Raw genomic sequence first — 25282 nt, 5'->3', positions numbered from 1 at the left:
AGTCGCCTACCCTCATACAGGTGTCGTCCCGTTTCGCACCGCGCCCCACCCGCACCACCGTGCGCGGCGGCGAGACGGCCGTGCCGTCAGGCGTCCCCCGCCAGGGCGCGGCGCCGCTGACCCGCTCCTGGAAGCCGCCGTTCCCCCTGGACCTGGGCGTGACCCTCGGGCCCCTGCGACGAGGCCCCGGCGACCCCACGTTCCGTATGACCCCCGACGGCTCGATCTGGCGCGCCAGCCGCACGCCCGAGGGCCCCGGCACCCTGCGCGTGGCGCTCCGCACGGGCACGGTCGAGGCGGAGGCCTGGGGCCCGGGCGCCACGTGGTTCCTGGACCGCCTCCCCACCCTCCTGGGCGAGTGTGACGACCCCTCCGCCTTCGAACCGCGCCACCGCCTGGTCGCCGCGACGGCCCGCCGCCGCCCCGGCCTGCGGCTGGTGCGCACGGGACTGATCCTCGAATCCCTGATCCCCTCCATCCTGGAACAGAAGATCACCGCGGACGAGGCCTACCGCGCCTGGCGCCTCCTGGTCCGCGGCCACGGCGAGCCGGCCCCGGCCCCACCCCTCGCATGTACGTGATGCCGGACCCCCGCACCTGGTCCCTGATCCCCTCGTGGGAGTGGCACAGGGCGGGCGTCGACAACAAGCGGGCGTCGACGATCCTGCGCGCGGTGAAGGTGGCCCGCCGTATGGAGGAGGCGGCCACGATGGAGCCGCTCCATGCCCAGGCCCGCCTGGAGCTGATCCCCGGCATCGGCCCCTGGACCTCCGCCGAAACCGTCCAGCGCACCAACGGCGCCCCCGACGCGGTCACGGTCGGCGACCTCCACCTCCCGGGCATCGTCGGCCACGCCCTGGCGAACGACCGCGACGCGGACGACGAAACGATGCTGCGCCTCCTGACCCCCTACGAGGGCCAACGCCACCGAGCAACCCGCCTCATCCTCCTAAGCGGCCACACCCCACCCCGCAGGGCCCCACGCATGCGCAAAACAGACATCGCCCTACTCTGACCACACCAATGAACGCCCCGTTCAGGGGCGTGGGGAATGGCGCGATCAGCGCCCACGAACCCGCACGGTCCCGTGGGGGCGTGGGGCCCGTTCAGGGGCGTGGGGAATGGCGCGATCAGCGCCCACGAACCCGCACGGTCCCGTGGGGGCGTGGGGCCCGTTCAGGGGCGTGGGGAATGGCGCGATCAGCGCCCACGAACCCGCACGGTCCCGTGGGGGCGTGGGCCCCGTTCAGGGGCGTGGGGAATGGCGCGATCAGCGCCCACGAACCCGCACGGTCCCGTGGGGGCGTGGGCCCCGTTCAGGGGCGTGGGGAACGGCGTGATCAACTCCCACCCACCCGCACGATCCCCCGAGACACAAGGCCCCCTCAGGGGCGCGGGGAACTGCGCGACAAGCCACAACGCACCCGCAGCGAAAAACCACCCCAAGGCCCCCGGCCGGCCTTCTCACCGAACAGCGACAAAGCCCCCCGCATCCCGCGCACCCCGAGCGGGAGGCGACCCCGCCGGGCGCCCGACAGCCACCGCCCCCATCGGCTCCCACGCCCCCGGCAAATCAAGAACCTCCCGCACGACATCCCGGCAGAACATCGTCGAGGAAACCCAGGCCGACCCCAGCCGCTCCCCGGCCAGCGCCACAAGGAAGTTCTGCACACCGGCCCCCGCCGCGACCACGAACATGTCCCGCTCGGCCCCATCCCGCCGCGCGTCCCCATACGTATGGGCGCCGTCCATCACCATGCACGGCACGACCAGAAGCGGCGCCTTGCGCAACACATCCCCGCGCCGCACCCGCTTGGCGATGGACTCCTCCGACTTCCCGTCCCGCCGCAGATCCGCGATCCACGCGTCCCGCATCGCGTCCAGCAACGCGACCCGCGCCGCCGCGGACTCCAGCAGCACGAACCGCCACGGCGTCGTGTGATGCGGAGCCGGCGCGGTGACCGCCGCGGCGACGGCACGCCGCACGGCCCCGGGGTCGACCTCATCGTCCGTGAACTCCCGCACGGTCCGCCGCAGCGTCACCGCTTCCCGCACCGCTTCGGACGTCCCCAGCCGGAACATGTCGTCCTGAGCCCCACGTACCAGCACCCGAGCCCCGAAGTCGGAGTCGGAGTCGGAGCCGGAGCCCGAGCCCGAGTCGCACCCAGAGCCGGCGTCACCGACCACCACCACACGCCCCAGCCCCCGCACGACGGCCACCGGCAACCCCGCGGCCTTCCCCTTGACGAGATCCCCCGCGGCGGCCAGCTCATCGCCCGTGGCCACAACGGTCGCGCTCAGCGGATTGCCGTACGCGTCGACCCCACCCCGCAGATCATCGAGCACCCGCACCCCCGCCGCCCCGATGGCGACATCGGTGAGCCCGGCCCGCCAGGGCCGCCCGAACGTATCCGTGACGATGACGCCGACCTCGACCCCCAGCGCGTCCCGCACCCCGTCCCGCACGGCGCGAGCCGACGCGTCGGGATCCTCGGGCAGCAACAACACCGTCCCCGAAGGTGTGTTCGACGCGTCGACCCCGGCCGCGGCCATCACGAGCCCCTGCCGGTTCTCCACGATCCGCAGGGTCCCGCGCCGCGCCACGACCCGTACGGTCTCCGCGTCGATGGCCGCCTCGCGGTCGCTCGCCTCGACGATCCGCCCCTCGGCCTTGCTGACGATCTTGGACGTGACGATCAGGACGTCACCGTCGGCGAGCCCCGGCTCGGCGGCGGCGATCATCTTGGCGAGGTCATCACCTTCCCGTACCTCGGGCAACCCGGGGACGGCCCACACCCGAAAGGACGGCGAAGGCTGCGACGACGGCGAAGTCACGCCCGCACCTCCGAGGCGAGCGCGAGAGCCTGCCGCGCCATCTCCGCCGCCGCGTCGACGTCGGTCATCATCAGCGGAATGGCCCGGCACCGGATGCCGGCGCTCTCCACCCGCTCCACCACACCCGCGTCGACGCTGTCGACCAGCCACCCGTCGAGCAGCCCGCTGCCGTAGTGCTCGGCGACGGCGGCGGCATTGGTCTCCACGCCGACGGCGGCCAGCACCTTGTCGGCCATGCCCCGCACGGGCGAGTCACCGACGATGGGGGAGAGCCCGACGACCGGCACGCCCGCGTCGGCGATGGCCTCGCGGATACCGGGCACGGCGAGGATGGTCCCGACACTCACCACGGGGTTGGACGGCGGGAAGAGCACGACATCGGCGTCCGCGATGGCCTCCAGCACACCCGGCGCGGGCTTCGCCTGCTCGGCGCCGACCGGCACGATCGCGTGCGCGTCCACGGAGGCACGCAGCCGCACCCAGTACTCCTGGAAGTGCACGGCTTTCTGCTCGCCGTCGAGCGTGACGGCGACATGGGTCTCGACGCGGTCGTCGGACATGGGGATGAGCCGCACCCCGGGCCGCCACCGCTCGCAGAGCGCCTGCGTGACGGCGCTGAGCGGATATCCGGCGCCCAGCATCTGCGTCCGCACGATGTGCGTCGCGAAGTCCCGGTCGCCGAGCCCGAACCACTCGGGCCCGACGCCGTAGGCCGCGAGCTCTTCCTTGACCTTGAACGTCTCGTCCGAACGTCCCCAGCCCTGCTCTTCGTTGATGCCGCCGCCGAGCGTGTACATCACGGTGTCCAGGTCGGGGCAGACCTTCAGCCCGAACAGGTGGATGTCGTCACCGGTGTTGCCGATGACCGTGATGTCCGCGTCGGGCGCGGCCTTCTTGAGCCCGCGGAGAAAACGGGCGCCGCCGATGCCGCCGGCCAGAACCACAATGCGCATGGACCCAGCATGTCAGGCGGGTACGACAGTGCGTCAGGCGGTCACGGCATCTTCCGCGACACCGTCGGTGACGCCGGCGGCGCACTGGGCCGAGTGCATCGGCATCTCGGTCAGGCCGGGGTAGTAGATGTGCAGGCTGACGGCGGGTTCGAGGGAGTCGTTGACGACTTCGTGGACGTAACCCGGCGCGAAGACACGCTGCGCGCCCGTTGCGAGCGCCCGCGTGCCCCCCTCGGTGCGCTCCGTCAACTCACCTTCGAGGAGCGTGAGTACGCCGGAGGAGGGGCCGTGGTCGTGCAGGCCGCTGCCCTGTCCGGGCACCCAGGAGAGCAGCCAGACCTCGTAGCCGGGCCCCACGCGCAGGCGGTGGTACCAGCGGCTGGTGGCGTCGTATTCGACGAGGTGCTCCCACTGGGAGCGGTCGGCGGCGATGGCGCGGGCGAGGCCGACGAACTCGGCCACCGTGACGGGGTGCTCGCGGGCGGGCTGTAGGAGGTGCGGGACTTCGAGGATGTCGCCGGCGATCTGGAGGTCGCTGTCGCTGTTCATCGTGCGGTGGTTCCTCAACGTAAGAGAGCTGGGGTGTCGCGTGGGATGGGTGGAGGGCCCTGGAGGACCGGGAAAAGCGGCTCGACAGCTGGATGAACTCAACAGCTGGAGCAGGAACAGCAACAGCGCGCGTGGGCAGCACCGACGGACCCGCTGGTGCGGGTCATCGAAAGAGCCAGGTTCGCGAGCATGCCCACTAGGACACCCGCTTACACCTGCGCTGTCAACTCTATGTCCGGAATGTGGGATATGTTTCACCTCATCCGGTTGTTCGGTTAGGCGAAAGGTTTGTGCACCGGGAGCACGGGACACATGGCGCAGCAACCGGCACTCAAACCTCGCCGTCCTCATCAGTGAGATCGGGGCTGCCGACGGGGTAGTGGTTTATCCCGATTTGAACACTTTCCGCATAGCCTTGGTTCCGCAGAGTGAATAAGGGGCCCAATAGCAGATCTCGGCTTGACTGGCCCGGATCGGCACACTTGTAATTTCACTCGTGTCGTTCAGCCGAAATCGGTAACGGCAGCACCACGGGGACGCACAGACAGACGAGGGGCGCAGATGACCGAGCTGGTTCAGGAACTGCTGGTCGAGGACGCGGACGAGGAACTCGGCTGGCAGGAGCGCGCGCTGTGCGCCCAGACCGACCCCGAGTCCTTCTTCCCTGAGAAGGGCGGCTCCACCCGCGAGGCCAAGAAGGTCTGTCTCGCCTGTGAAGTCCGATCAGAATGCCTTGAATACGCACTCGCCAACGACGAACGCTTCGGTATTTGGGGCGGCCTGTCGGAGCGTGAGCGCCGACGACTGAAGAAGGCAGCGGTGTGACCGAAGAAGTCCGCGGTATGACCGGACGCGCTCGCGCGCCGGAGTCGTCCCGCCAATTCGGCACATCTCCCTCAACCAATGCGCAACGAACGGCCCGTCGCCCGTGGGTTATCCACAGGCGGCGGGCCGTCCTGGTGCCAGCCGTTAGTGTGGGGCCCCGTCCGATACGCCCCGGCGCCCCCGCAGGGCGCAGGCGTCCACCGCAGTCCATCGAACCGGGGCCCGTACCTCGATGTCCGTGCACAGCCATCCGGCAGCCCATCACGACGCTGCCGCCGGGTTCGACCCGACCCGCCCTCCTGAGTTCCCGCGGCACGTCGTGACTGCCGTCCTCGTCTCCCACGACGGTGCCCGCTGGCTGCCCGACGCCCTGGCCGGGCTGCTCGGCCAGGAGCGCCCCGTGCAGCAGGCGGTGGCCGCGGACACCGGCAGCGCGGACGACTCCGCCCGGTTGCTCACCGAGGCCCTCGGCCCCGACCGCGTGCTGCACCTCGCCCGGCGCTCCGGCTTCGGCACCGCCGTCGACGAGGCGGTCCGCGGCGCCAAGGTGCTGACCCCCGAGGAACTGCCGTACCTGAAACGCCCCAGCGGCTGGGACCCGGTGAGCCGGACCTGGCGCGACGAGGCGTACGACATGCCGGACCTGCCGCACGGCGAGCCCGTGCAGTGGCTCTGGCTGCTCCACGACGACTGCGCCCCCGAGCCCGAAGCCCTCGCCGAACTGCTGCGCGCCGTCGAGAACGAACACGAGCTCGGCAAGGACGTCGCCGTCGTCGGCCCCAAGCTCCGCGGCTGGTACGACCGCAGGCAGCTCCTCGAAGTCGGCGTCTCCATCGCCAACAGCGGCCGCCGCTGGACCGGCCTCGACCGCCGCGAACAGGACCAGGGGCAGCACGACCACGTGCGCCCCGTCCTCTCCGTCTCCACCGCCGGCATGCTGATCCGCCGCGACGTCTACGAACAGCTCGGCGGCTTCGACCGGTTCCTGCCGCTGATGCGCGACGATGTCGACCTGTGCTGGCGCGCCCACGCCGCGGGGCACCGCGTCCTCGTCGCCCCCGACGCCGTCGTCCGGCACGCCGAGGCGTCCTCCCGCGAGCGCCGCACCGTCGACTGCGTGGGCCGCACGGCGACGTCGCCGCACCGCGTGGACAAGGCGGGCGCCGCCTACACCCTCCTGGCCAACGCCCGCTCGGCCGTGCTCCCGTGGGTGCTCTTCCGGCTCGTCCTCGGCACGCTCCTGCGCACCGTCACGTATCTGCTCGGCAAGGCGCCCGGACAGGCGCTCGACGAGATCGCCGGCCTCCTGGTGACACTGCTGCGGCCCGGACGCATCCTCGCCGCCCGCAAGCGGCGCGGCAAACCGGTGCTCGACGCGGGGGAGATGCGGGCCCTGTTCCCGCCGCCCGGCGCCACCGTGCGGGCCACCGTCGAACAGGTCGCCGGCAGCCTCGTCGGCAGCTCCGACGCGGAAGCGCCCGCGGGCGCGGGACGCCACGGCGTCGTCGAGTCCGGACCCGGCGGCGACGACGCGGACTTCCTGGAGATCGAGCAGTTCGCCCGCCTCAAGCGCATCGCCCGCAAGCCGGGCCCGGTGCTCTTCGTCGTCCTTCTCTTCGTGTCGCTCATCGCCTGCCGCGCCCTGCTCGGCAGCGGTGCGCTCGCGGGCGGCGCGCTGCTGCCCGCGCCCGCCGACTCCTCCGGCCTGTGGGCGCGCTACCTGGACGGCTGGCACCCCGTCGGCACGGGCGGCACCCAGACCGCGCCGCCCTACCTCGCGCTCGTCGCCGGGCTGTCCACACTGCTGTTCGGCTCTACTGGGCTCGCGGTCACCGTGCTGCTCGTCGGCTCCGTGCCGCTGGCCGGCTTCGCCGCGTACTTCGCCTCGCGCCCGCTCGTCACCTCGCGCCTGCTGCGCGCCTGGGCCTCCGTCGCGTACGCCTTCCTGCCCGCCGCCACCGGCGCGCTCGCGGGCGGCCGCGTCGGCACCGCCGTCCTCGCCGTCCTGCTGCCGCTCATCGCGCGCGCGGGCGTCGCCGCCGCGGGGCTGACGGCCTCCGGAGGCGCACGCGGGACCTGGCGCGCCACGTGGGCGTACGCGCTGCTGCTGACCCTCGCCACGGCCTTCACGCCGATCGTCTGGCCGATCGCCCTGGTGCTCGGCCTCGCCCTCCTCGCGCTGCGCCTGCGCGACATCACCGCGTACGGACCGCGGTTCCTCGCCGCGCTCGGCACGCCGCTGCTCGTCCTCGCCCCGTGGTCGCTGACGCTGCTGCCCTTCGGCTTCTTCGAGGAAGCGGGCCTGGAGTTCGGTGACGGCTCCGCGACCGCGCTCGACCTGCTCGGCGCCAGCCCCGGCGGCCCCGGCACCGTGGACGGACTGCTGCTGATCGGCATCGTCCTCGCCGCGCTCGGCGCCCTGCTGCGCACCGAGCGGCAGCTCGCCATCCGTACCGCCTGGGCGGCCGCCCTGGTCTCGCTGGTCTTCGCCGTCCTGGCGAACGGCTCGGCGTGGGCCGGCCCCGCCACCCTCGGCTACGGCATCGCGCTCCTGGCCGCCGCCGCGCTCGGCGCCGACGGGGCACGCGCGCGTGTCGCCGAGCAGAGCTTCGGCTGGCGCCAGCCGGTGGCCGCGCTCATCGCGTTCGCCGCGGCCGCGGGACCGCTGCTCGTCGCCGCCGGATGGATGATCCGCGGCGCCGACGGCCCCCTGGAGCGGCGCGACCCGGTGCAGGTCCCCGCGTTCGTCGCGGAGGAGAGCGGTACGCAGGACCAGGCCCGCACCCTCGTCCTCGCCAGCGACTCGGTGGCTCAGGTCTCCTACACGCTCGTACGAGGATCAGGCGCCCGCCTCGGTGACGCCGAACTGACCGCGGCGGCCGCCACCGACGGCAGGCTCGACAAGATCGTCGCCCGGCTCGTCGCGGGCTCCGGCGCCGACCAGGCCGACCAGCTCGGCGGCTACGCCGTGCGCTACGTCCTCGTACGCGAGGGCGCGCCCCGCCAGCTGAGCCGCACCCTGGACGCCACCCCTGGCCTGACCCGGCTCAGCCAGGAGGACGGCAGCGCCCTGTGGCGCGTGGACCGTCAGGTCTCCCGCGCCGCCGTCGTCCCGAAGACGGGCGACCCGGAGCCCGTCGCCGCGGGCCCCGTCGAGCTGCACACGAAGATCCCCTCGGGCGCGGAGGGCCGCGTCCTGCGGCTCGCCGACTCCGCGGACCCGGGCTGGACGGCGACCCTCGACGGCCGCCCGCTGCCCCGCACCACGCTCGACGGCTGGGCGCAGGGCTTCGAACTGCCCACCACCGGCGGCCGCTTGGACGTCACCTTCGAAGCTCCCGTGAGCCACACCGCCTGGCTGTGGACGCAGGGCGCGCTCGCCGTCGTCCTCGTGGTGCTCGCCCTGCCCGGCCGGCGCCGCGTCGTCGACGACGACCTCCCCGAAGAGCCCCTCGTCCCCGCCCAGGCGGTCGAGGGCGAGGGCCGCAGGGCGCGCAGGCTGCGGGCCCAGAGCGAGCAGGCGGCGCAGGAGACGGGCCAGGACGCGCCGCCTCCCCCCGCCGAGCAGCCCCTCGCCGCGGTCCCGCCGCAGCAGTCACCGGCACCGTCACCGTCCCACGAGGACTGGGAGGCACCCGCCCGCGCGGGCGCCGAGTACGGCACGTACGGCGGCGACCAGCAGTACCAGAGCGGCCCGTACCAAACGGGCCCCTACGAACAGCCGCAGTACCAGTCGGAGGCCTACCAGGGAGGCCAGTACGACCCGTACGCCTCCTACGGAGGAGCAGCCGGGACAGCCGGGGCCTACGGAAGCGACCAGCAGCAGTACGGCCAGTCCTACGGAGAGGCGCCGTACGAGCAGCACCCCCCGATGCCGCCGGCGCCCCCACAGCCGCCCCACGGCACCGACAGTGAGCGCCCCGACGGGAGCCAGCAGTGAACCGCACCACCCAGTCCCTGATCGCTGTGGTCGTCGCGCTCGGCGCCGTGACCGGGTACGCCGCGTCCAGCGCCCCCGGCGGCACGGACGGCGACGGCGCCAAGGCCGCCACGCGGCTCCCCGTGGAGCGCACCAGCCTCCTCTGCCCGGCACCCAGCGCCTCCGACCTCGCCGAGACCTCGTACACCGCCTTCACCCCGAAGTCGAGCGGCTCCGAAGGCGGCGGCAAGGCGGAACTACTGCCCGTGACCAAGCAGCTGACGGACGTACCCCAGCACGGCGGCGCCAAGGGCAAGAAGGCCAAGCCCTTCCTGACCCAGCGCACGCCGGGCGAGGCGGTCGGCGGCGAGGAGTCGGGCGCCGAGGCCCCCGTACTCATCGGCACCGCCGACGGCGCGCTCGCCCCCGGCTGGACCGTGCAGCAGACCACGACGTACTCCGCGGGCAGCGGCCGCGGCGCGCAGGGCACCAACTGCACGGCGCCCGACACGGACTTCTGGTTCCCGGGCACCAGCACCGCCAAGGGCCGCAGCGACTACATCCACCTGACCAACCCCGACGACTCCGCGGCCGTCGTCGACGTGGAGCTCTTCGGCCCGGACGGCGAGGTCACCTCCCCGGTGGGCGAGGCGATCCAGGTCCAGCCGCACTCCAGCGTCCCGGTGCTGCTGTCCACGCTCGCCGACAAGCAGTACACGAACCTCACGATGCACGTGACGGCGCGCAGCGGCCGGGTCGCGGCCGCCGTGCAGTCCTCCGACGAGAAGACCGGCGGCGACTGGCTGGCGGCCGCCGCCGACCCGGCGCCCGCGGCGATCCTGCCCGGCATCCCCAAGGACGCCACCTCGGTGCGCCTGGTGGCCTTCGCGCCCGGCTCCGACGATGCCGACCTCAAGGTCCAGCTGGCCTCGCCGACCGGCACCCTCACCCCGGCCGGGCACGAGAACCTGCACGTCAAGGCGGGCATGACGGCCGCCGTTGATCTCGGTGACGTCACCAAGGGCGAGGCCGGTTCGCTGCTGCTCTCGCCGACCGACAAGGCGGTGCCCGTGGTCGCGGCGCTGCGCGTCACCCGCGGCAAGGGCAGCGACAAGGAGACGGCGTTCCTCCCGGCGACGGACGCGGTCGGCACGCGCGCGACGGTCGCCGACAACCGCGCCAAGGGCTCCACGCTCTCCCTGGTGGCCCCGGACAAGACGGCGAAGGTGAAGGTCACGGCCTCGCCGGGCACCGAGGGCGGCTCGCCGGCCACCAAGACGTACACGGTCAAGGGCGGCACGACCCTGGAGGTCGCTCGGCCGCCGGTGCCTGCCGGTCTCAAGGGGGCGTACGCCCTGACCGTGGAGCCGGTGTCCGGCGGCGCGGTCTACGGCTCGCGGATGCTGGCGCTGCCCGAGGACGGCGTCCCCATGTTCACGATCCAGACGCTGCCGGACGACCGCGGGTCGGTCGCGGTCCCGGAGGCGGAACGCGATCTGACGGCCCTGCAGAAGTAACCGGTGCGACGGAAGCGGAGGGGGCGGACGTCAGTCCTCGTCGCCGCCGTAGCGCGGATCGACCGACTCGGGGGAGAGGCCGAGCAGATCGGCGACCTGCTCGACGACCACCTCGTGCACCAGGGCGGCGCGCTCGTCGCGCCCCTTGGTGCGGATCTCGACCGGCCGCCGGTAGATGATCACGCGGGCCGGCTTCCCCTCGGCCGCGGAGAGGGAGCTGCCCAGCGGCACCGCCTCGTCGTGCCACTCCCCGTCGGGCCCGCCGGGGCCACCCAGCGGCGGCACCTCCAGGACCAGGAACTCCACCTCCGCGAGCTGGGGCCAGCGCCGCTCAAGCCGCTCCACGGAGTCCTGTACGAGGTCCGTGAAGGCCTCGGCGCGGCTCGCGGAGAGCGGTACCTGCGGCGGCGCCACGGGACCGCGCATGCCCCTGCCGTGGCGGTCGCGGCGGCGGGGCCTCGGTTCTGCGGAACGGGGCTGTACGGGGTCGTCCATCACTGATGAAGCGTAGTCCCCGGAATCGGCCTTTCCGGGTGGTGCGCGGCATGTCGCTTCCTGACCGTTCCGGACGAGCTTGGACTCAATTCCGTATCTCTCCTGGATCGGTGAGTACCTGCCACATGACGTGATTCGCGCCATGTGGTGACCGGATTCAACACCACCTGCCCCAGTGGTCACCGGCGTCTGCGCAGGTCAACACGGTGCCCTCGGGCCACGTCGACGCGGCGCCCACGGCACGACACGGTGGAGTGACCTCATGGAGAGTCGTCGCGGCCCGCTCAAGAGTGCGGTACCGTCCAACGTCGTGAGCCCTGTACGTCGCTGTTCGCGCACCGCTTGCGGCCGTCCCGCCGTCGCGACGCTGACGTACGTCTACGCCGACTCGACCGCGGTCCTCGGCCCCCTCGCCACCTACGCCGAACCCCACTGCTACGACCTGTGCGCCGAGCACTCCGAGCGCCTCACCGCGCCGCGTGGCTGGGAGGTCGTCCGGCTCGCCGACGCCTCCGGCCCGGCCCGGCCCTCGGGCGACGACCTCGAAGCGCTCGCCAACGCCGTGCGCGAGGCGGCCCGCCCCCAGGAGCGCGCGGCCGAGGCCGGCGGCGCCCGCAGGGCGGACCCCATGGAGGTCGCGCGACGCGGCCACCTCCGAGTGCTGCGTTCCCCTGAATCCTGAACGCGTGCTGCCCTTCCCCGCGCCCTGAACGCTTCCGAAGCGGAGCCTGACGCCCCTTCACCGGATCTTCTCCGTCCCGCACGTTGACGCCCATTCATCAAGGCCATGACGATTTCGCCACCCCATAGCCCGGGAGGCGTTCCGTGTACGTGCAGCAACTGGAGCCCGTGGCCGACTCACTCGGCCTGTCCGCACTCGTCGCGACCCTGCCCCTCCTGACCGTCCTCGTCCTCCTCGGCGCCGTCCGCATGAAGGCCCACCGGGCCGGCCTCATCGGCCTCGCGGTCGCCGTCCTCGTCGCCTGGCTCGCGTACGGCATGCCGCTCGGCCAGACCGCCTCCAGCGCCGCACAAGGAGCCCTCTTCGGGCTTTTCCCCATCCTGTGGATCGTCGTCAACGCCCTGTGGGTGTACCGCATGACCGTCCGCACCCGGCACTTCGACATCCTGCGCCGCTCCTTCGGGCGGCTCTCCGACGACCCGCGCATCCAGGCGCTCGTCGTGGCGTTCTGCTTCGGGGCGCTCCTGGAGGCCCTCGCCGGCTTCGGGGCGCCCGTCGCGATCAGCGCGGTCATGCTCGTCGCCCTCGGCTTCGACCCGGTGCGCGCCGCGGTCGTCGCCCTCGTCGCCAACACCGCGCCCGTGGCCTTCGGCGCCATGGGCACGCCCGTGGTGACGCTCGCCCAGGTGACGGGCCTGCCGCTGGACACCGTCGCCACGGTCGTCGGCCGCCAGACCCCGCTGCTCGCCCTGGTCGTGCCGCTGCTCCTGGTGTGGCTCGTGGACGGGCGGCGCGGGCTGCGCGAGACCTGGGTGCCGGCCCTGGCGTGCGGAGCCGCGTTCGCCGTAGCCCAGTTCGCGGCCTCCAACTACGTCTCCGCGCAACTCGCCGACATCGGGGCGGCCCTGGCGGGCGCGGGCGCGCTGATGGCCGTGCCGCACGCGCGCAAGCCCGCCGCCGAGCCCGTGCGCGCCGCGGTCCTCACCGGCGTACGCAGCGACGACCTCGACCAAGACGACCCGCGCCCCGAGGTGCTGCGGGCCTACGCCCCCTACGCCCTCATCGTCGCCGTCTTCTCGCTCGCCCAGATACCGGCCGTCAAGGACCTCCTCGTGAAGGCGACCCGGACCTTCGACTGGCCCTTCCTGAGCGTGGCCGACCCTTCGGGAGACCCGGTCGGCGGCAACGTCTTCTCGCTGCCGCTCGTGGCGACCGGCGGGACACTCGTCCTGCTCGCCGGGGTGGGCACGGCGGCGGTCATCGGGGTGCACGCGCGCGTGGCGGTACGGGAATGGGCGGCCACCGTCCACGAGTTGCGCTTCGCGATCCTCACCGTGACGTCCGTCCTTGCCCTCGCGTACGTCATGAACCTCTCCGGGCAGGCCGCCACGATCGGGCACTACGTAGCGGCGGCGGGCGCGGGCCTCGCCTTCCTGTCGCCGGTGCTCGGCTGGTTCGGCGTCGCGGTGACCGGCTCCGACACCTCCGCCAACGCCCTCTTCGGCGCCCTCCAGGTGACGGCGGCCCAGCAGTCCGGGCTCTCGCCGGAGCTGCTCGCGGCCGCCAACAGCTCGGGCGGCGTCCTCGGCAAGATGATCTCCCCGCAGAACCTGACGATCGCGTGCGCCGCCGTCGGCCTCGCCGGGAAGGAGGGCGATCTGCTGCGCAAGGTGCTGCCGTGGAGCCTCGGCCTGCTCCTCGTGATGTGCCTGATCGTGGTCGGGCAGAGCACGGCCGTGCTCGGCTGGATGCTTCCGTGACGGGGGCCGGGCCGCGGCTCACTCCCCGCTCACCGTTCGTTGTCGGTCGTTGCGGGTAGTTTGGGACGACCGACGTGGGGTGACCGACGTACCGACGTAACTCGCAGAGCTTGTAGAGAGGGTTGGCCGTGACTGCTGATCTGTCCCAGATCGTGAAGGCGTACGACGTTCGCGGGGTGGTCCCGGATCAGTGGGACGAGTCGCTGGCCGAGCTGTTCGGGGCGGCTTTCGCGCAGGTCACGGCGGCGGACGCGATCGTGGTGGGCCATGACATGCGCCCCTCGTCGCCGGGGCTCTCACGGGCCTTCGCGCGCGGGGCGGCGGCGCGTGGTGTGGACGTCACGGAGATCGGCCTCTGCTCGACGGACCAGCTGTACTACGCCTCGGGCGCGCTGAACCTGCCGGGCGCGATGTTCACCGCCTCGCACAACCCCGCCCAGTACAACGGCATCAAGATGTGCCGGGCGGGCGCTGCCCCGGTCGGCCAGGACACCGGCCTCGCGGAGATCCGCGCCCTGGTGGAGGGCTGGTCCGAGACCGGCGCCCCCGAGCCCGCGGCGACCCCCGGCACCCTCACGCAGCGCGACACCCTCACCGACTACGCCACGCACCTGCGCGGCCTTGTCGACCTGAGGGCCAACCGCAGCCTGAAGGTCGTCGTCGACGCGGGCAACGGCATGGGCGGGCACACCGTCCCCACCGTCTTCGAGGGCCTGCCCCTGGAGCTCGTGCCGATGTACTTCGAGCTGGACGGCACCTTCCCCCACCACGAGGCCAACCCCCTCGACCCGGCCAACATCGTGGACCTCCAGGAGCGCGTGCGCGCCGAGGGCGCCGACCTGGGCATCGCCTTCGACGGCGACGCGGACCGCTGCTTCGTCGTCGACGAGAACGGCGCCCCGGTCTCCCCGTCGGCCATCACCGCCCTGGTGGCCTCCCGCGAGCTGGCCAAGCACGGCGGCTCCGGCACGGTCATCCACAACCTGATCACCTCCTGGTCGGTCCCGGAGGTCGTCAAGGAGAACGGCGGCACGCCGGTGCGCACGCGCGTGGGCCACTCCTTCATCAAGGCGGAGATGGCCAGGACCGGCGCGATCTTCGGCGGCGAGCACTCCGCGCACTACTACTTCAAGGACTTCTGGAACGCGGACACGGGCATGCTCGCCGCCCTCCACGTCCTCGCGGCCCTCGCCGAGCAGGACGGCCCGCTCTCCGGCCTCGTCGCGCAGTACGACCGCTACGCCGGCTCCGGCGAGATCAACTCCACGGTCGACGACCAGACCGCCCGCCTGGCAGCCATCAAGACGGCGTACGAGGGACAGGACGGGGTCGCCCTGGACGAGCTGGACGGCCTGACGGTCACCGCCGCCGACTGGTGGTTCAACGTCCGCGCCTCCAACACCGAGCCGCTCCTGCGGCTGAACGTGGAGGCCAGGGACGAGGCCACCATGGCCAAGGTCCGCGACGAGGCGCTGGCCATCATCCGCGGCTGACGGGATCATCCGCGGCTGACGGCCACCCGGGCCGCCTGCCACGGAGGTAGGCTGACCGGGCCGCATCCTGTGAGGCGACACCGCTGAATCCCGCACCGCGGGACCGCGGTCCGCCGCCTCGCGGGACCCGGCGGAACCGCGGCGCGGCCGCGGAAGAACCTCACTACATCAGCTCTAAAAACCTCACCACATCAGCTCGAAGGGACCCACCCCATGGCGCTCGAAGCCGGCCTCCTGGAGATCCTCGCCTGCCCGGCCTGTCACGCCCCGCTCAAGGAGACGGACAGCGAGCTGATCTGCACGGCGGACGCCAAGGAGTGCGGCCTCGCCTACCCCGTCCGCGACGGCATCCCCGTACTGCTGGTCGACGAGGCCCGCCGCCCCGCGTAACGGCACCCGCCCCGGCACGACCCAGCAGCGCGCAGGAAGCCGCGCACGGCGATCGGAGGCCCCTCCCCATGCTCGACGAGTCCTTGCTCGACGACCCCGAGGCGCTGGCCCGCGCCGACCGCCGCGGACTGCTGCGCGGCGCGGCCGAGGCGGGCGCCCGGGTCCGCACAGCGGTCCGGCACGCCGCCGAGGCCGGGTTGACGGAACTGAAGCCCGACGGCCGCCCCCGCGCCATCCTGATCGCGGGCCCGGGCACCGCGGCCGTCTGCGTCGCCGATCTGCTCGACGGCCTCGCGGGCGCCACCTGCCCCGTCATCCGCCTGGCCCCGACCGGCGTCGCCCCCGCCGCGGGTGCCCTGCGCTGGGCCCTGCCCGGCTGGGTCGGACCGGTGGACCTGCTGCTCATCGCCACCCCGGACGGCTCCGAACCGGGTCTCTCCCTCCTCGCCGAGCAGGCGTACCGCCGCGGCTGCACGGTCGTCGCCGTCGCCCCCGCGCGCACCCCCCTCGCGGAGAGCGTGGCGGGCAGCCACGGCCTCACCGTGCCCCTGGCCACCTCGCCCTACGGCGCCTACGAGGGCGCGCACGACGAAGCCACCCGGGAGACCGCCTCGTACGAGGCACGCCGCGTCGAGGACGAAGCCGCGCCCGGCGCCCCCTGCACCCTGTGGGCCCTGATCGTCCCGCTCCTCGTCCTCCTGGACCGCACCGGCCTGATCGCCGCCCCGGTCGACACCCTGCAGAAGGTCGCCGACCGCCTCGACCGCGTCGCGGAACGCTGCGGCCCGGCCATCGCGACGTACAGCAACCCCGCCAAGACGCTCGCCGCCGAGCTCGCCGACGCGCTCCCGCTCATCTGGACCGAGGGCCAGTCCGCGGGCGCCGCGGGCCGCCGCTTCGCCGCCACCCTCGCCGAGCTGGCCGGGCACGCGGCCCTCGCCGCCGAGCTGCCCGAGGCCCTGCCCGCCCACGGCTGCCTGCTCGCGGGCAACCCCGCGGGCGGCGACGACACCGACGACTTCTTCCGCGACCGCGTCGACGACCCTGCGGCCCTGCGCGCCCGCGTGGTGCTGCTCCGCGACCGCCCGGTGGACCTCGGCGGCCTCACCGCGGCACCCGCCGCCCGCGAGCTGGCGCACGGCCACGACGTCGCGCTCAGCGAGCTGGAGCCGGAGGCCACCGACGAACTGGAGGCGCTCGCGGAGCTGATCGCCATCACGGATTTCGCCGCCGTTTACCTGGCGCTCGCCTCCGGGGGCCGATCATGACCGCTCCAGCCACATCCCCGCCGGCCGCCGCACTGTCGCCCACATCCCCGCCGGCCGCCGGACCGCCGGCAGTTCAGCATTCGCGTACGCAGTAAGGGAGAGCCCCTCCGTGGACCGCCTCAGCAACACCATCCGCCCCTACGCCTGGGGTTCCCCCACCGCCATCGCGGAGCTCCTCGGCGTCGAGCCGAGCGGTGAGCCGCAGGCCGAGATGTGGATGGGCGCCCACCCGGGGGCCCCCTCGGGCACCGGGCGCGGCGCGCTCAACGAGGTCATCGAGGCGGACCCGGAGCGTGAACTGGGCCCGCGGGCGGCCGCCAAGTTCGGCCCGCGCCTGCCCTTCCTCCTCAAGATCCTCGCCGCGGGCGCCCCGCTCTCGCTCCAGGTGCACCCCGATCTCGCCCAGGCCAAGGAGGGTTACGAGGACGAGGAGAGCCGCGGTGTCCCCCTGGACGCCCCGCACCGCAACTACAAGGACGCCAACCACAAGCCCGAACTGATCTGCGCCCTCACGCCGTTCGACGGCCTGTGCGGCTTCCGCGCCCCCGCCGAGACCGCCGACCTCCTGGAGGCCCTCGGCGTCGACTCCCTCAAGCCGTACGTCGACCTCCTGCGCGCCCACCCCGAAGACGCCGCCCTACGCGAGGTCCTGACGGCCGTACTGACCGCCGACCCCGAACAGATGGCCGAGACCGTCACCGAGGTCACAGCCGCGGCCCAGCGCCTCGGCGGCCCCTACGCTCCGTACGCCGGCATCGCCCACCACTACCCGGGCGACCCCGGCGTCATCGCCGCGATGCTCCTCAACCACGTACGACTCCAGCCCGGCGAGGCCCTGTTCCTCGGCGCCGGCGTCCCGCACGCCTACCTCGAAGGCCTCGGCGTCGAGATCATGGCCAACTCCGACAACGTCCTGCGCTGCGGCCTGACCCCCAAGCACGTCGACGTACCCGAGCTGTTGCGCATCGTCCGCTTCGAGCCGACCGACCCCGGCGTCCTGCGCCCCGAGGCGACCCCCGCCGGCGAAGAGATCTACGAAACCCCGACCGACGAATTCCGCCTCTCCCGCTTCGTGCTGCCGGAGGGCGCCGCCCCGCACGACCTCACCGCCGCCACCCCGCAGATCCTGCTCTGCACCGCGGGCGCCGTCCGCGCGGGCGAACTGCCCCTGACGCCCGGCCAGTCCGTGTTCGTCCCCGGGGGAGAAAAGGCCGAAGTGTCCGGAGTGGGCACGGTTTTCCGGGCCACTGTGGTGGCCTGACGCATCAACACTCTCCTGTGCTGCAACAATGACCCACCGCAAAGGACGGGCAAAGCAGCCGGGCAGAGCACCGGAGCCGCGCCCGTCGGCGATGGCAGAGCACACACGAAGGCGAAGGGATTCCCGGCACTTATGAGCGCGTCAGGCGGAACAAAGGCGATCGTCGCGGCACTCGCCGCGAACCTCGCGATCGCGGTGGCGAAATTCGTCGCGTTCATCTTCAGCGGCTCCTCGTCGATGCTCGCCGAGAGCGTCCACTCGCTCGCCGACTCCGGCAACCAGGGGCTGCTGCTCGTCGGCGGCAAGAAGGCCCAGCGCGAGGCGACCCCGCAACACCCGTTCGGCTACGGCCGCGAGCGCTACATCTACGCCTTCCTCGTCTCGATCGTCCTCTTCTCGGTCGGCGGCATGTTCGCGATCTACGAGGGCTACGAGAAGATCAAGGACCCGCACGAGATCGAGCACTGGTACTGGCCGGTCGGCGTCCTGGTCTTCGCGATCATCGCCGAGACGTTCTCCTTCCGGACCGCCATCAAGGAGTCCAACCAGCTGCGCGGCAACCTGTCGTGGACGCAGTTCGTCCGCCGCGCGAAGGCCCCCGAGCTGCCGGTCGTCCTCCTGGAGGACCTCGGCGCGCTGGTCGGCCTGGTCCTCGCCCTCTGCGGCGTCGGCCTGGCCCTCGCCACCGGCGACGGCGTCTGGGACGGCATCGGCACCCTCTGCATCGGCGTCCTGCTCATCGCCATCGCGATCATCCTCGCGGCGGAGACCAAGTCGCTGCTGCTCGGCGAGGCCGCGGGCACGGAGGAGGTCACCAAGATCGAGAAGGCCCTGGTCGACGGCGACACGGTCACCAAGGTCATCCACATGCGCACGCTCCACCTCGGCCCCGAGGAACTCCTCGTCGCCGCCAAGATCGCCGTCCAGCACGACGACACCGCCACCGAGGTGGCCGCCGCGATCAACGCCGCCGAGGACCGCATCCGCGCGGCGGTCCCGATCGCCCGCGTGATCTACCTGGAACCGGACATCTACAGCGAGCCGCCGGCAACCGCCGCCACCAACTCGGCGAAGCCGCCGAGCGCGCCTGACGGCGACTGAGTCTGCCTCAGTTCGTCCGTTCGTTCTGTTTGTACGTCCGCTCGTGCATACGACTGCATAGGACTGCATGCGACTCTACGTAAGCCGAGGGGCCCCGCACCGGGCATGGTGTGGGGCCCCGTTGGCGTATGAGGGCTGGGAGCGTGGGCAGGGCGGGCGGTTGTGGAGCGTGGGCGGGCGGGGGCGCCGGTGCGGGGCGGTCCGACCTGAACAGGGCTGTGGGCCCATGCACCTCACTGGACGCGTCGACGGGCCCATTTACGCCTGTAGACGTGTGGGCCTGAGGGCATATGCAGGCGCGGGTCCGCCCCGACACGAAGGCCGGCCGCCACAGCGCGGGCCCATCGACGCACCCCCGGCCCCGCATACGTCAGCCCATCGGACCTCGGCGGCGACACGGCGTCGCCCGCCGAACGAAGACCCTCGCTACCGCACCTCACGCAGCACGTCGAGAATCGCGGCGTCGTCCGGTGCCGCCTCCAACCGCTCACGGAAGCCCGTGTCCATCAGCTTCCGCGACAACAGCGCCAGAATCCGCAGGTGCTCGTCCCCGGCGGCCGCCTCCGGTACGGAGATCATGAAGATCAGCTTGGCCTTCGTACCGTCCAAGGAGCCCCACTCGATGCCCTCCGCCGAGCGCGCGAACCCGACGACCGGAGCGCTCACCGCGTCGGTCTTCGCGTGCGGGATGGCGATCTCCTCGCCGAGCCCCGTGGTGCCCTGCGCCTCGCGCCGCAGGGCGGTGCGCACCAGCTCCTCCACGTCGTCGACCGTGCCCGTGGCGGCGAGCAGCGAGGCCATCTCGCGGATCGCGGCCTCCTTGTCCCGGGCCTCCAACTGGACCTTCACGGTCCGCTCGGTGAGGTAACCGGAGAGAACCTCGTCGCCCGGTGCCTCCACCGCCGCCTCCGCCTCCGCAACCGCAGCGGCATCCGGTGCCTCCTCCTGGGCCGCCCCCGCCGAGGAAGCCACAACCGGCACGTCCGCACCTCCGGCAGTCGCCCTGGCCCCCGCGAGCACCGGCTCGGGCCCACTCGTCCCAACCGACCCACGGGCCACGGCCTCCCCACGCCCCTTCCGCTCACTGAGGTCGATGAGCGCCACCGTGGCCAGCGCGGTGACGACCGTCCCGATGGCCACCGCCACAAAGAACATCGGTACACCACCGATCGCACCCAGCACCGCCACGATCGGCCCGCCGTGCGGCACCGCGTCCTTCACGCCCGCCATCCCCGCGACGGCTCCGGCGACCGCGCCGCCGAGCATGTTGGCGGGGATCACCTGCGCGGGCCGCGCCGCGGCGAACGGAATCGCACCTTCCGAGATCCCGAACATCCCCATGAACAGCGAGGCCATCCCGGTCTCGCGCTCCTGCTCCGAGTAGAGCCGCCGCCGGATCAGCGTGGCGAGGCCCTGCCCGAGCGGCATCACGGGGATGGCGGCGGCGCACATACCCATCACGGTCTGGTTGCCGGTCGCGATGAGCCCCGTACCGAAGAGGAACGCGGTCTTGTTGACCGGCCCGCCCATGTCGAACGCGATCATGAGCCCGAGAATCGCGCCCAACAGGATCGCACTGGTCCCGGTCATGCCGCTGAGCCAGTCGGTCAGGTGCTCGAAGACCCACGAGATCGGCTTGCCGATGACGTAGATGAAGAACAGCCCGAGCGCCGTCGTCGCGACGATCGGGATCACGATGATCGGCATGATCGGCCGGACGAACTTCGGGACCTTGACCTTCTTGATCCACACCACCAGATAACCGGCCAGGAAACCGGTCACGATGGCCCCGATGAAACCGGCCCCCGCCTTGGAGTCGTACAGCTCACCGGTGTTGGCGATCCACCCGCCGATCATGCCCGGCACCAGCGCGGGCCGGTCCCCGATGGCGTACGCGATGTAACCGGACAGGATCGGCACCATCAGTGTGAACCCGATGACCCCGATGGCGTTCACGTGTGCCCAGAAGGTCCCCTCCGGGATCACATAGCCCTTGGACGTGGCATCGCCGCCCAGCGCCAACGAGATCGCGATCAGCAATCCGCCGACCACCACGAACGGAATCATGTACGAGACGCCGTTCATCAGCGCCTTGTACGCGGCGCTCCGCTCCCGACCGCTCCCGCCCCCGGCAGCGGAACCAGCAGGACCAGCAGTTCCAGAGGCTCCGGCGGCTCCGGCGGAGCCACCCTCGTACACAGGCGCGCTCCGCACCCGCTCGATCAGCCGCTCCGGGTGGCTGATGCCCTCGGACACCCCGACGGAGAGCACCCGCTTGCCCGCGAAACGACTACGGTCCACGTCCTTGTCCGCCGCGATGATGACGCCGTCCGCACCTCTGACATCGTTGTCAGACAGGACGTTCTCGGCACCGATGGAACCCTGAGTCTCCACCTTCATGTCGATCCCGAGGCTCTCCGCGGCCTGCGAGAGCTTCTCCGCCGCCATGTACGTGTGGGCGATGCCGGTCGGGCAAGCGGTCACCGCGAGCAGCTTCAGCCGCCGCTGCCCGCTGGTGCCCTCGCCCGAGGGAGGGTCGGCCGGACTGGTCACGTAGATCTCCTAACGCCTTTGCCGGACAAGACCGCGCGCACCCGTCCCCGCTCCCAAGCCATCCTGCGACCCCTTCGCCGAGGCGGCGTGCGACACGATCCCAAGGCATCCTGCAACACGTCGGCACAGGATCAAAAAGCGCAATCGTCCGCGCATACGTCCGCGCATACGTCCCCTTTCGTCCGGGTCTGACGGCTTTCCCTCGGTGAGCCGTGCCCAGAGAAGTGTCAAAGGGGTGTCCAGAGGCGGGCTGGGGCTCGCCGACCCACCCGTGTAGCTTTGTGGGTGAGCCAGACGTCGCTGCTGATGGCGGTCGGGCGGTCCCCGCACGGACCGGCCGAGGGAGAGAGGGCCTCCGACGGACTGCGCCGCGCGCGCCGGTACACCCTTGTACCCGACGCCGCAGGTCAGCCATGCCCACCCTCGACCAACCCCACGAGGAGCAGCTCACTCATGACGACTGCCACCAACGGCCAGGACTTCAAGGTCGCCGACCTCTCCCTCGCCGAGTTCGGCCGCAAGGAGATCACCCTCGCCGAGCACGAGATGCCCGGCCTGATGGCGATCCGCAAGGAGTACGCCGCCACCCAGCCGCTCGCCGGCGCCCGCGTCACCGGCTCCCTGCACATGACCGTGCAGACCGCCGTGCTCATCGAGACCCTCGTCGCCCTCGGCGCCGAGGTCCGCTGGGCCTCCTGCAACATCTTCTCCACCCAGGACCACGCCGCCGCGGCCATCGCCGTCGGACCGAACGGCACCCCGGACAACCCCCAGGGCGTCCCGGTCTTCGCCTGGAAGGGCGAGACCCTGGAGGAGTACTGGTGGTGCACGGAGCAGGCCCTGACCTGGCCGAACACCCCCACCGGCGGCCCGAACATGATCCTGGACGACGGCGGCGACGCCACGCTCCTGGTCCACAAGGGCGTCGAGTACGAGAAGGACGGCAAGGTCCCGTCCGTCGACACCGCCGAGAACGACGAGCACCGCGTCATCCTGGAGCTCCTCAACCGCACCATCACCGACGGCTCGCAGAAGTGGACCCAGCTCGCCTCGGAGATCCGCGGCGTGACCGAGGAGACCACGACCGGCGTCCACCGCCTGTACGAGATGCACCGTGACGGCACGCTGCTCTTCCCGGCGATCAACGTGAACGACGCCGTGACGAAGTCGAAGTTCGACAACAAGTACGGCTGCCGCCACTCGCTGATCGACGGCATCAACCGCGCCACGGACGTCCTGATCGGCGGCAAGACCGCCGTCGTCTGCGGCTACGGCGACGTGGGCAAGGGCTGCGCGGAGTCCCTGCGCGGCCAGGGCGCCCGCGTGATCGTCACCGAGATCGACCCGATCTGCGCGCTCCAGGCGGCGATGGACGGCTACCAGGTCACGACGCTCGACGAGGTCGTCGACAAGGCCGACATCTTCATCACCACGACCGGCAACAAGGACATCATCATGGCCTCCGACATGGCCAAGATGAAGCACCAGGCGATCGTGGGCAACATCGGCCACTTCGACAACGAGATCGACATGGCCGGCCTGGCCGCCATCCCCGGCATCGTCAAGGACGAGGTCAAGCCGCAGGTCCACACCTGGACGTTCCCCGACGGCAAGGTCCTCATCCTGCTGTCCGAGGGCCGCCTGCTCAACCTGGGCAACGCGACCGGCCACCCGTCCTTCGTGATGTCCAACTCGTTCGCGGACCAGACCCTGGCCCAGATCGAGCTGTTCACCAAGCAGGAGGAGTACCCGACCGACGTCTACGTGCTCCCCAAGCACCTGGACGAGAAGGTCGCCCGCCTCCACCTGGACTCGCTCGGCGTGAAGCTCACGACGCTCCGCCCCGAGCAGGCCGCGTACATCGGCGTCGAGGTAGAGGGCCCGTTCAAGCCCGACCACTACCGCTACTGACAGCCGACCGGCCGCCGGTCAGCACCACCTCAGCAGGCCCTCGCCCCCGCGGCGGGGGCCTGCCCCCTTTCCCGGAGGACCCCAGCCATGCCCCGCGGCCGTTATTCGCTCCACGATCCGCACGATCACACCCCTCTCGGCGAAGAACACTTCCACTGCGCACCCGGCCCCTCCGGCTGGCGCTACGTCTCCCAGCGAACCGCCCCCTCCGGCACCCCCGCGGGCTCCGTCGACCTCGCACTCGACGACCGGGGCCGCCCCATCCGTCTCGAACTGCACGCGGGCGACTGGCAGGTCCGCGCCGCCGCCCTCAACGGCGTCACCTGGGTCCGCACCGACCCCACCGGCGCCCACGCCACCGAGGACAACGCACCCGCCCACGCCTTCACCGGCACATCCCCCGCCTTCCTCGTCGCGACGGCCCGGCTGCTGCGGCTGACCTCCGCTTCCCCCGCGACCCGCGTCCGCCTGGTCGCCTTCACGGACCCGGTCCTCGCCCCCCGCACCCTCGACCAGTCCTGGGCCCTGCTGAAAAGCGAAGCACACGCCACTGACAACGGCCCGCTGATCGTGGACGAATACCAGGTCACGGCCCTGGACACCGGCGAACAGCACGCGGTCCACATCACCGGGGACGTCGTCCTCTCGGCCCCCGGCATCGAGCTGGAACACCTCGAAACCCCACCCTCGACCTTCGCCTGACGCCCTCCGCTGCCCCTCCGCACGCCCTGACCGGCTAAGCGGGCGGCACGAACCCCGTGGCCGGAGGCGCGGCCTCATCGCCCCCGCGCGGCTCCGGCGCCGACACGGCACCGGGAGCGGCGGAGCGCGGCGGAAGCGGGGCGGCGCCGCCACCGCCGTACGCGGAACTGTGGCCAGGCGCAGGGCTGTACCCGGCCCCGGCCCCAGGCCCGGAACCGAACAGGGGCGGGAAGCCGGCGCCGGCCCCGCTTCCGGCCCGGCAGCACCGCCGCCAGTGAGTGCCGCCCCGCCGAAGGCCCGCCGCGCGTCCCGCGCCTGCCGCTCATGCACCACGGCCGCCAGGTACGCGGCAGGCGGCACACCCTGCGGCGCCGGAGCCCCCGTACGCTCCGCGAGATCCCCGGCCAGCCGCTCCGCCATCGCCCAGCCCACCTGCGGGTCCAACTGCCCCATCCGCGTCAGGTACTGCCGGATCGCGAGCCACAGTCCCTCGGGGACCCCGGACAGATCGAGCCTGGAGAACCGCCCCACCAGCCAAGGCGGCGGCGGAGCCACAAAAGCGGTCCGCCCCGCGGGAACGCGCTCGCGCACCACCAAGGTTCCCGCGAACACGTCCCCGAGCCGCCGCCCCCGCGCCGACACGAGCGACGCGATACACGCCACGACCCCGAAGGTCAGCAGAATCTCAACGACCCCGATGGCCCCCCGCACCAACGCGTGCCGGAACCGGATGGGCCCCCCGTCGTCCCGCACCACCCGAAGCCCGCACGCCAGCTTCCCCAGCGACCGTCCATGACTGAGCGTCTCCACCGCGATGGGACCACCGACCAGAGTGAGTACGAAACTGGCGACAGCCACCGCGGCAGCAGCGGCGTCATCCAACGAGGACGTCGAAGCGATGACTCCGACGGTCACCGCGAGATAGACGGCCCACGCCACCGCCATGTCGATCAACACGGCCAGCGCCCGGCTCGGCAGCTTCGCGGGACGCAGCTCCAGCGCCACCGCCTCACCCGTCACAAGCTCGTTCACGCCCGCCGCCCTTCCCTGCCCTGCCCTAGGACTGGC

The 25282-nt window shown here is 72.2% G+C and carries 17 protein-coding genes and 2 pseudogenes; 13 read left to right on the top strand and 6 right to left on the bottom strand.

Features of this window, described 5'->3' with window-relative positions; all coding sequences use genetic code 11:
* The first annotated feature begins 20 nt into the window (after positions 1-20).
* Positions 21-1015, top strand: a pseudogene (locus tag ACOBQB_RS24450) (DNA-3-methyladenine glycosylase family protein).
* A gap of 449 nt (positions 1016-1464) precedes the next feature.
* Here ACOBQB_RS24450 and ACOBQB_RS24445 read toward each other — a convergent pair.
* Genes ACOBQB_RS24445 through ACOBQB_RS24435 form a run of 3 tightly spaced genes read right to left on the bottom strand, consistent with a single transcriptional unit; the run spans position 1465 to position 4337 of the window.
* A complete protein-coding gene (locus ACOBQB_RS24445) occupies positions 1465-2835 on the bottom strand; it encodes a coenzyme F420-0:L-glutamate ligase (protein ID WP_423594261.1) in 1371 nt (456 codons plus the stop codon).
* Positions 2832-3788: a 2-phospho-L-lactate transferase gene (gene cofD / locus ACOBQB_RS24440; RefSeq protein ID WP_423594260.1), complete on the bottom strand. Its 957-nt coding sequence runs from the start codon at positions 3786-3788 to the stop codon at positions 2832-2834. Before cofD ends, ACOBQB_RS24445 begins: the two co-directional genes overlap by 4 nt.
* A gap of 33 nt (positions 3789-3821) precedes the next feature.
* On the bottom strand, positions 3822-4337 hold the full coding sequence (locus ACOBQB_RS24435; protein WP_423594259.1) for a cysteine dioxygenase: 516 nt from the start codon (positions 4335-4337) through the stop codon (positions 3822-3824).
* Positions 4338-4898: 561 nt separating this feature from the next.
* Here ACOBQB_RS24435 and ACOBQB_RS24430 point away from each other — a divergent pair.
* The 3 genes from ACOBQB_RS24430 (at position 4899) to ACOBQB_RS24420 (ending at position 10598) form a co-directional block, all read left to right on the top strand.
* A complete protein-coding gene (locus ACOBQB_RS24430; protein ID WP_016642094.1) occupies positions 4899-5162 on the top strand; it encodes a WhiB family transcriptional regulator in 264 nt (87 codons plus the stop codon).
* A gap of 232 nt (positions 5163-5394) precedes the next feature.
* Positions 5395-9102 (top strand): glycosyltransferase, encoded by a 3708-nt coding sequence (locus ACOBQB_RS24425; RefSeq protein WP_423594258.1) that lies wholly within the window; start codon positions 5395-5397, stop codon positions 9100-9102.
* On the top strand, positions 9099-10598 hold the full coding sequence (locus ACOBQB_RS24420) for a DUF5719 family protein (RefSeq protein ID WP_423594257.1): 1500 nt from the start codon (positions 9099-9101) through the stop codon (positions 10596-10598). The genes ACOBQB_RS24425 and ACOBQB_RS24420 overlap by 4 nt, the downstream gene beginning before the upstream one ends.
* 30 nt (positions 10599-10628) lie before the next feature.
* Here the strand turns inward: ACOBQB_RS24420 and ACOBQB_RS24415 are convergent, their stop codons facing one another.
* Complete coding sequence (locus tag ACOBQB_RS24415; RefSeq protein WP_423598724.1) at positions 10629-11093, bottom strand: metallopeptidase family protein; 465 nt, start codon at positions 11091-11093, stop codon at positions 10629-10631.
* A 262-nt stretch (positions 11094-11355) separates the two neighbouring features.
* Between ACOBQB_RS24415 and ACOBQB_RS24410 the strand changes: the two genes are divergently transcribed.
* The 7 genes from ACOBQB_RS24410 to ACOBQB_RS24380 all read left to right on the top strand — a co-directional run bounded on the left by ACOBQB_RS24410 (position 11356) and on the right by ACOBQB_RS24380 (position 19048).
* A complete protein-coding gene (locus tag ACOBQB_RS24410; protein WP_423594256.1) occupies positions 11356-11775 on the top strand; it encodes a DUF3499 domain-containing protein in 420 nt (139 codons plus the stop codon).
* A gap of 143 nt (positions 11776-11918) precedes the next feature.
* Entirely contained in the window at positions 11919-13535 is a 1617-nt protein-coding gene (locus tag ACOBQB_RS24405) for an L-lactate permease (protein ID WP_423594255.1), read from the top strand.
* Positions 13536-13663: 128 nt separating this feature from the next.
* Positions 13664-15028 (top strand): phosphomannomutase/phosphoglucomutase, encoded by a 1365-nt coding sequence (locus ACOBQB_RS24400; RefSeq protein ID WP_423594254.1) that lies wholly within the window; start codon positions 13664-13666, stop codon positions 15026-15028.
* Between the two features lie 213 nt (positions 15029-15241).
* Entirely contained in the window at positions 15242-15418 is a 177-nt protein-coding gene (locus tag ACOBQB_RS24395) for a Trm112 family protein (RefSeq protein WP_127912062.1), read from the top strand.
* A gap of 68 nt (positions 15419-15486) precedes the next feature.
* Positions 15487-16686, top strand: a complete 1200-nt coding sequence (locus ACOBQB_RS24390; protein ID WP_423594253.1) for an SIS domain-containing protein — start codon at positions 15487-15489, stop codon at positions 16684-16686.
* Between the two features lie 109 nt (positions 16687-16795).
* Positions 16796-17947 (top strand): mannose-6-phosphate isomerase, class I, encoded by a 1152-nt coding sequence (gene manA, locus ACOBQB_RS24385; RefSeq protein WP_423594252.1) that lies wholly within the window; start codon positions 16796-16798, stop codon positions 17945-17947.
* A gap of 132 nt (positions 17948-18079) precedes the next feature.
* Positions 18080-19048 (top strand): cation diffusion facilitator family transporter, encoded by a 969-nt coding sequence (locus ACOBQB_RS24380; RefSeq protein ID WP_423594251.1) that lies wholly within the window; start codon positions 18080-18082, stop codon positions 19046-19048.
* 426 nt (positions 19049-19474) lie between these two features.
* Here the strand turns inward: ACOBQB_RS24380 and ACOBQB_RS24375 are convergent, their stop codons facing one another.
* On the bottom strand, positions 19475-21601 hold the full coding sequence (locus tag ACOBQB_RS24375) for a fructose-specific PTS transporter subunit EIIC (RefSeq protein WP_423594250.1): 2127 nt from the start codon (positions 21599-21601) through the stop codon (positions 19475-19477).
* Between the two features lie 453 nt (positions 21602-22054).
* Between ACOBQB_RS24375 and ahcY the strand changes: the two genes are divergently transcribed.
* Both ahcY and ACOBQB_RS24365 read left to right on the top strand, forming a co-directional pair.
* Complete coding sequence (gene ahcY / locus ACOBQB_RS24370; RefSeq protein ID WP_423594249.1) at positions 22055-23512, top strand: adenosylhomocysteinase; 1458 nt, start codon at positions 22055-22057, stop codon at positions 23510-23512.
* A gap of 87 nt (positions 23513-23599) precedes the next feature.
* On the top strand, positions 23600-24214 hold the full coding sequence (locus tag ACOBQB_RS24365) for a hypothetical protein (RefSeq protein ID WP_423594248.1): 615 nt from the start codon (positions 23600-23602) through the stop codon (positions 24212-24214).
* A gap of 34 nt (positions 24215-24248) precedes the next feature.
* Here the strand turns inward: ACOBQB_RS24365 and ACOBQB_RS24360 are convergent.
* Positions 24249-25246: pseudogene (locus ACOBQB_RS24360) on the bottom strand (RDD family protein).
* Between the last annotated feature and the right edge of the window lie 36 nt (positions 25247-25282).

Source organism: Streptomyces sp. G5(2025) (assembly GCF_049542075.1).
In the GTDB taxonomy this organism is placed as follows: Bacteria; Actinomycetota; Actinomycetes; order Streptomycetales; family Streptomycetaceae; genus Streptomyces.
This window is presented reverse-complemented; position numbering and strand designations above follow the sequence as displayed.

Bases quoted from the DNA above. Each gene is read 5' to 3' on its own strand.
- ACOBQB_RS24380 (WP_423594251.1), top strand. From the start codon at position 18,080: ATGAGCGCGTCAGGCGGAACAAAGGCGATCGTCGCGGCACTCGCCGCG.
- ahcY (WP_423594249.1), top strand. From the start codon at position 22,055: ATGACGACTGCCACCAACGGCCAGGACTTCAAGGTCGCCGACCTCTCC.
- ACOBQB_RS24415 (WP_423598724.1), bottom strand. From the start codon at position 11,093: ATGGACGACCCCGTACAGCCCCGTTCCGCAGAACCGAGGCCCCGCCGC.
- ACOBQB_RS24390 (WP_423594253.1), top strand. From the start codon at position 15,487: ATGCTCGACGAGTCCTTGCTCGACGACCCCGAGGCGCTGGCCCGCGCC.
- ACOBQB_RS24435 (WP_423594259.1), bottom strand. From the start codon at position 4,337: ATGAACAGCGACAGCGACCTCCAGATCGCCGGCGACATCCTCGAAGTC.
- ACOBQB_RS24430 (WP_016642094.1), top strand. From the start codon at position 4,899: ATGACCGAGCTGGTTCAGGAACTGCTGGTCGAGGACGCGGACGAGGAA.
- cofD (WP_423594260.1), bottom strand. From the start codon at position 3,788: ATGCGCATTGTGGTTCTGGCCGGCGGCATCGGCGGCGCCCGTTTTCTC.
- ACOBQB_RS24395 (WP_127912062.1), top strand. From the start codon at position 15,242: ATGGCGCTCGAAGCCGGCCTCCTGGAGATCCTCGCCTGCCCGGCCTGT.
- ACOBQB_RS24410 (WP_423594256.1), top strand. From the start codon at position 11,356: ATGGAGAGTCGTCGCGGCCCGCTCAAGAGTGCGGTACCGTCCAACGTC.
- ACOBQB_RS24425 (WP_423594258.1), top strand. From the start codon at position 5,395: ATGTCCGTGCACAGCCATCCGGCAGCCCATCACGACGCTGCCGCCGGG.
- ACOBQB_RS24365 (WP_423594248.1), top strand. From the start codon at position 23,600: ATGCCCCGCGGCCGTTATTCGCTCCACGATCCGCACGATCACACCCCT.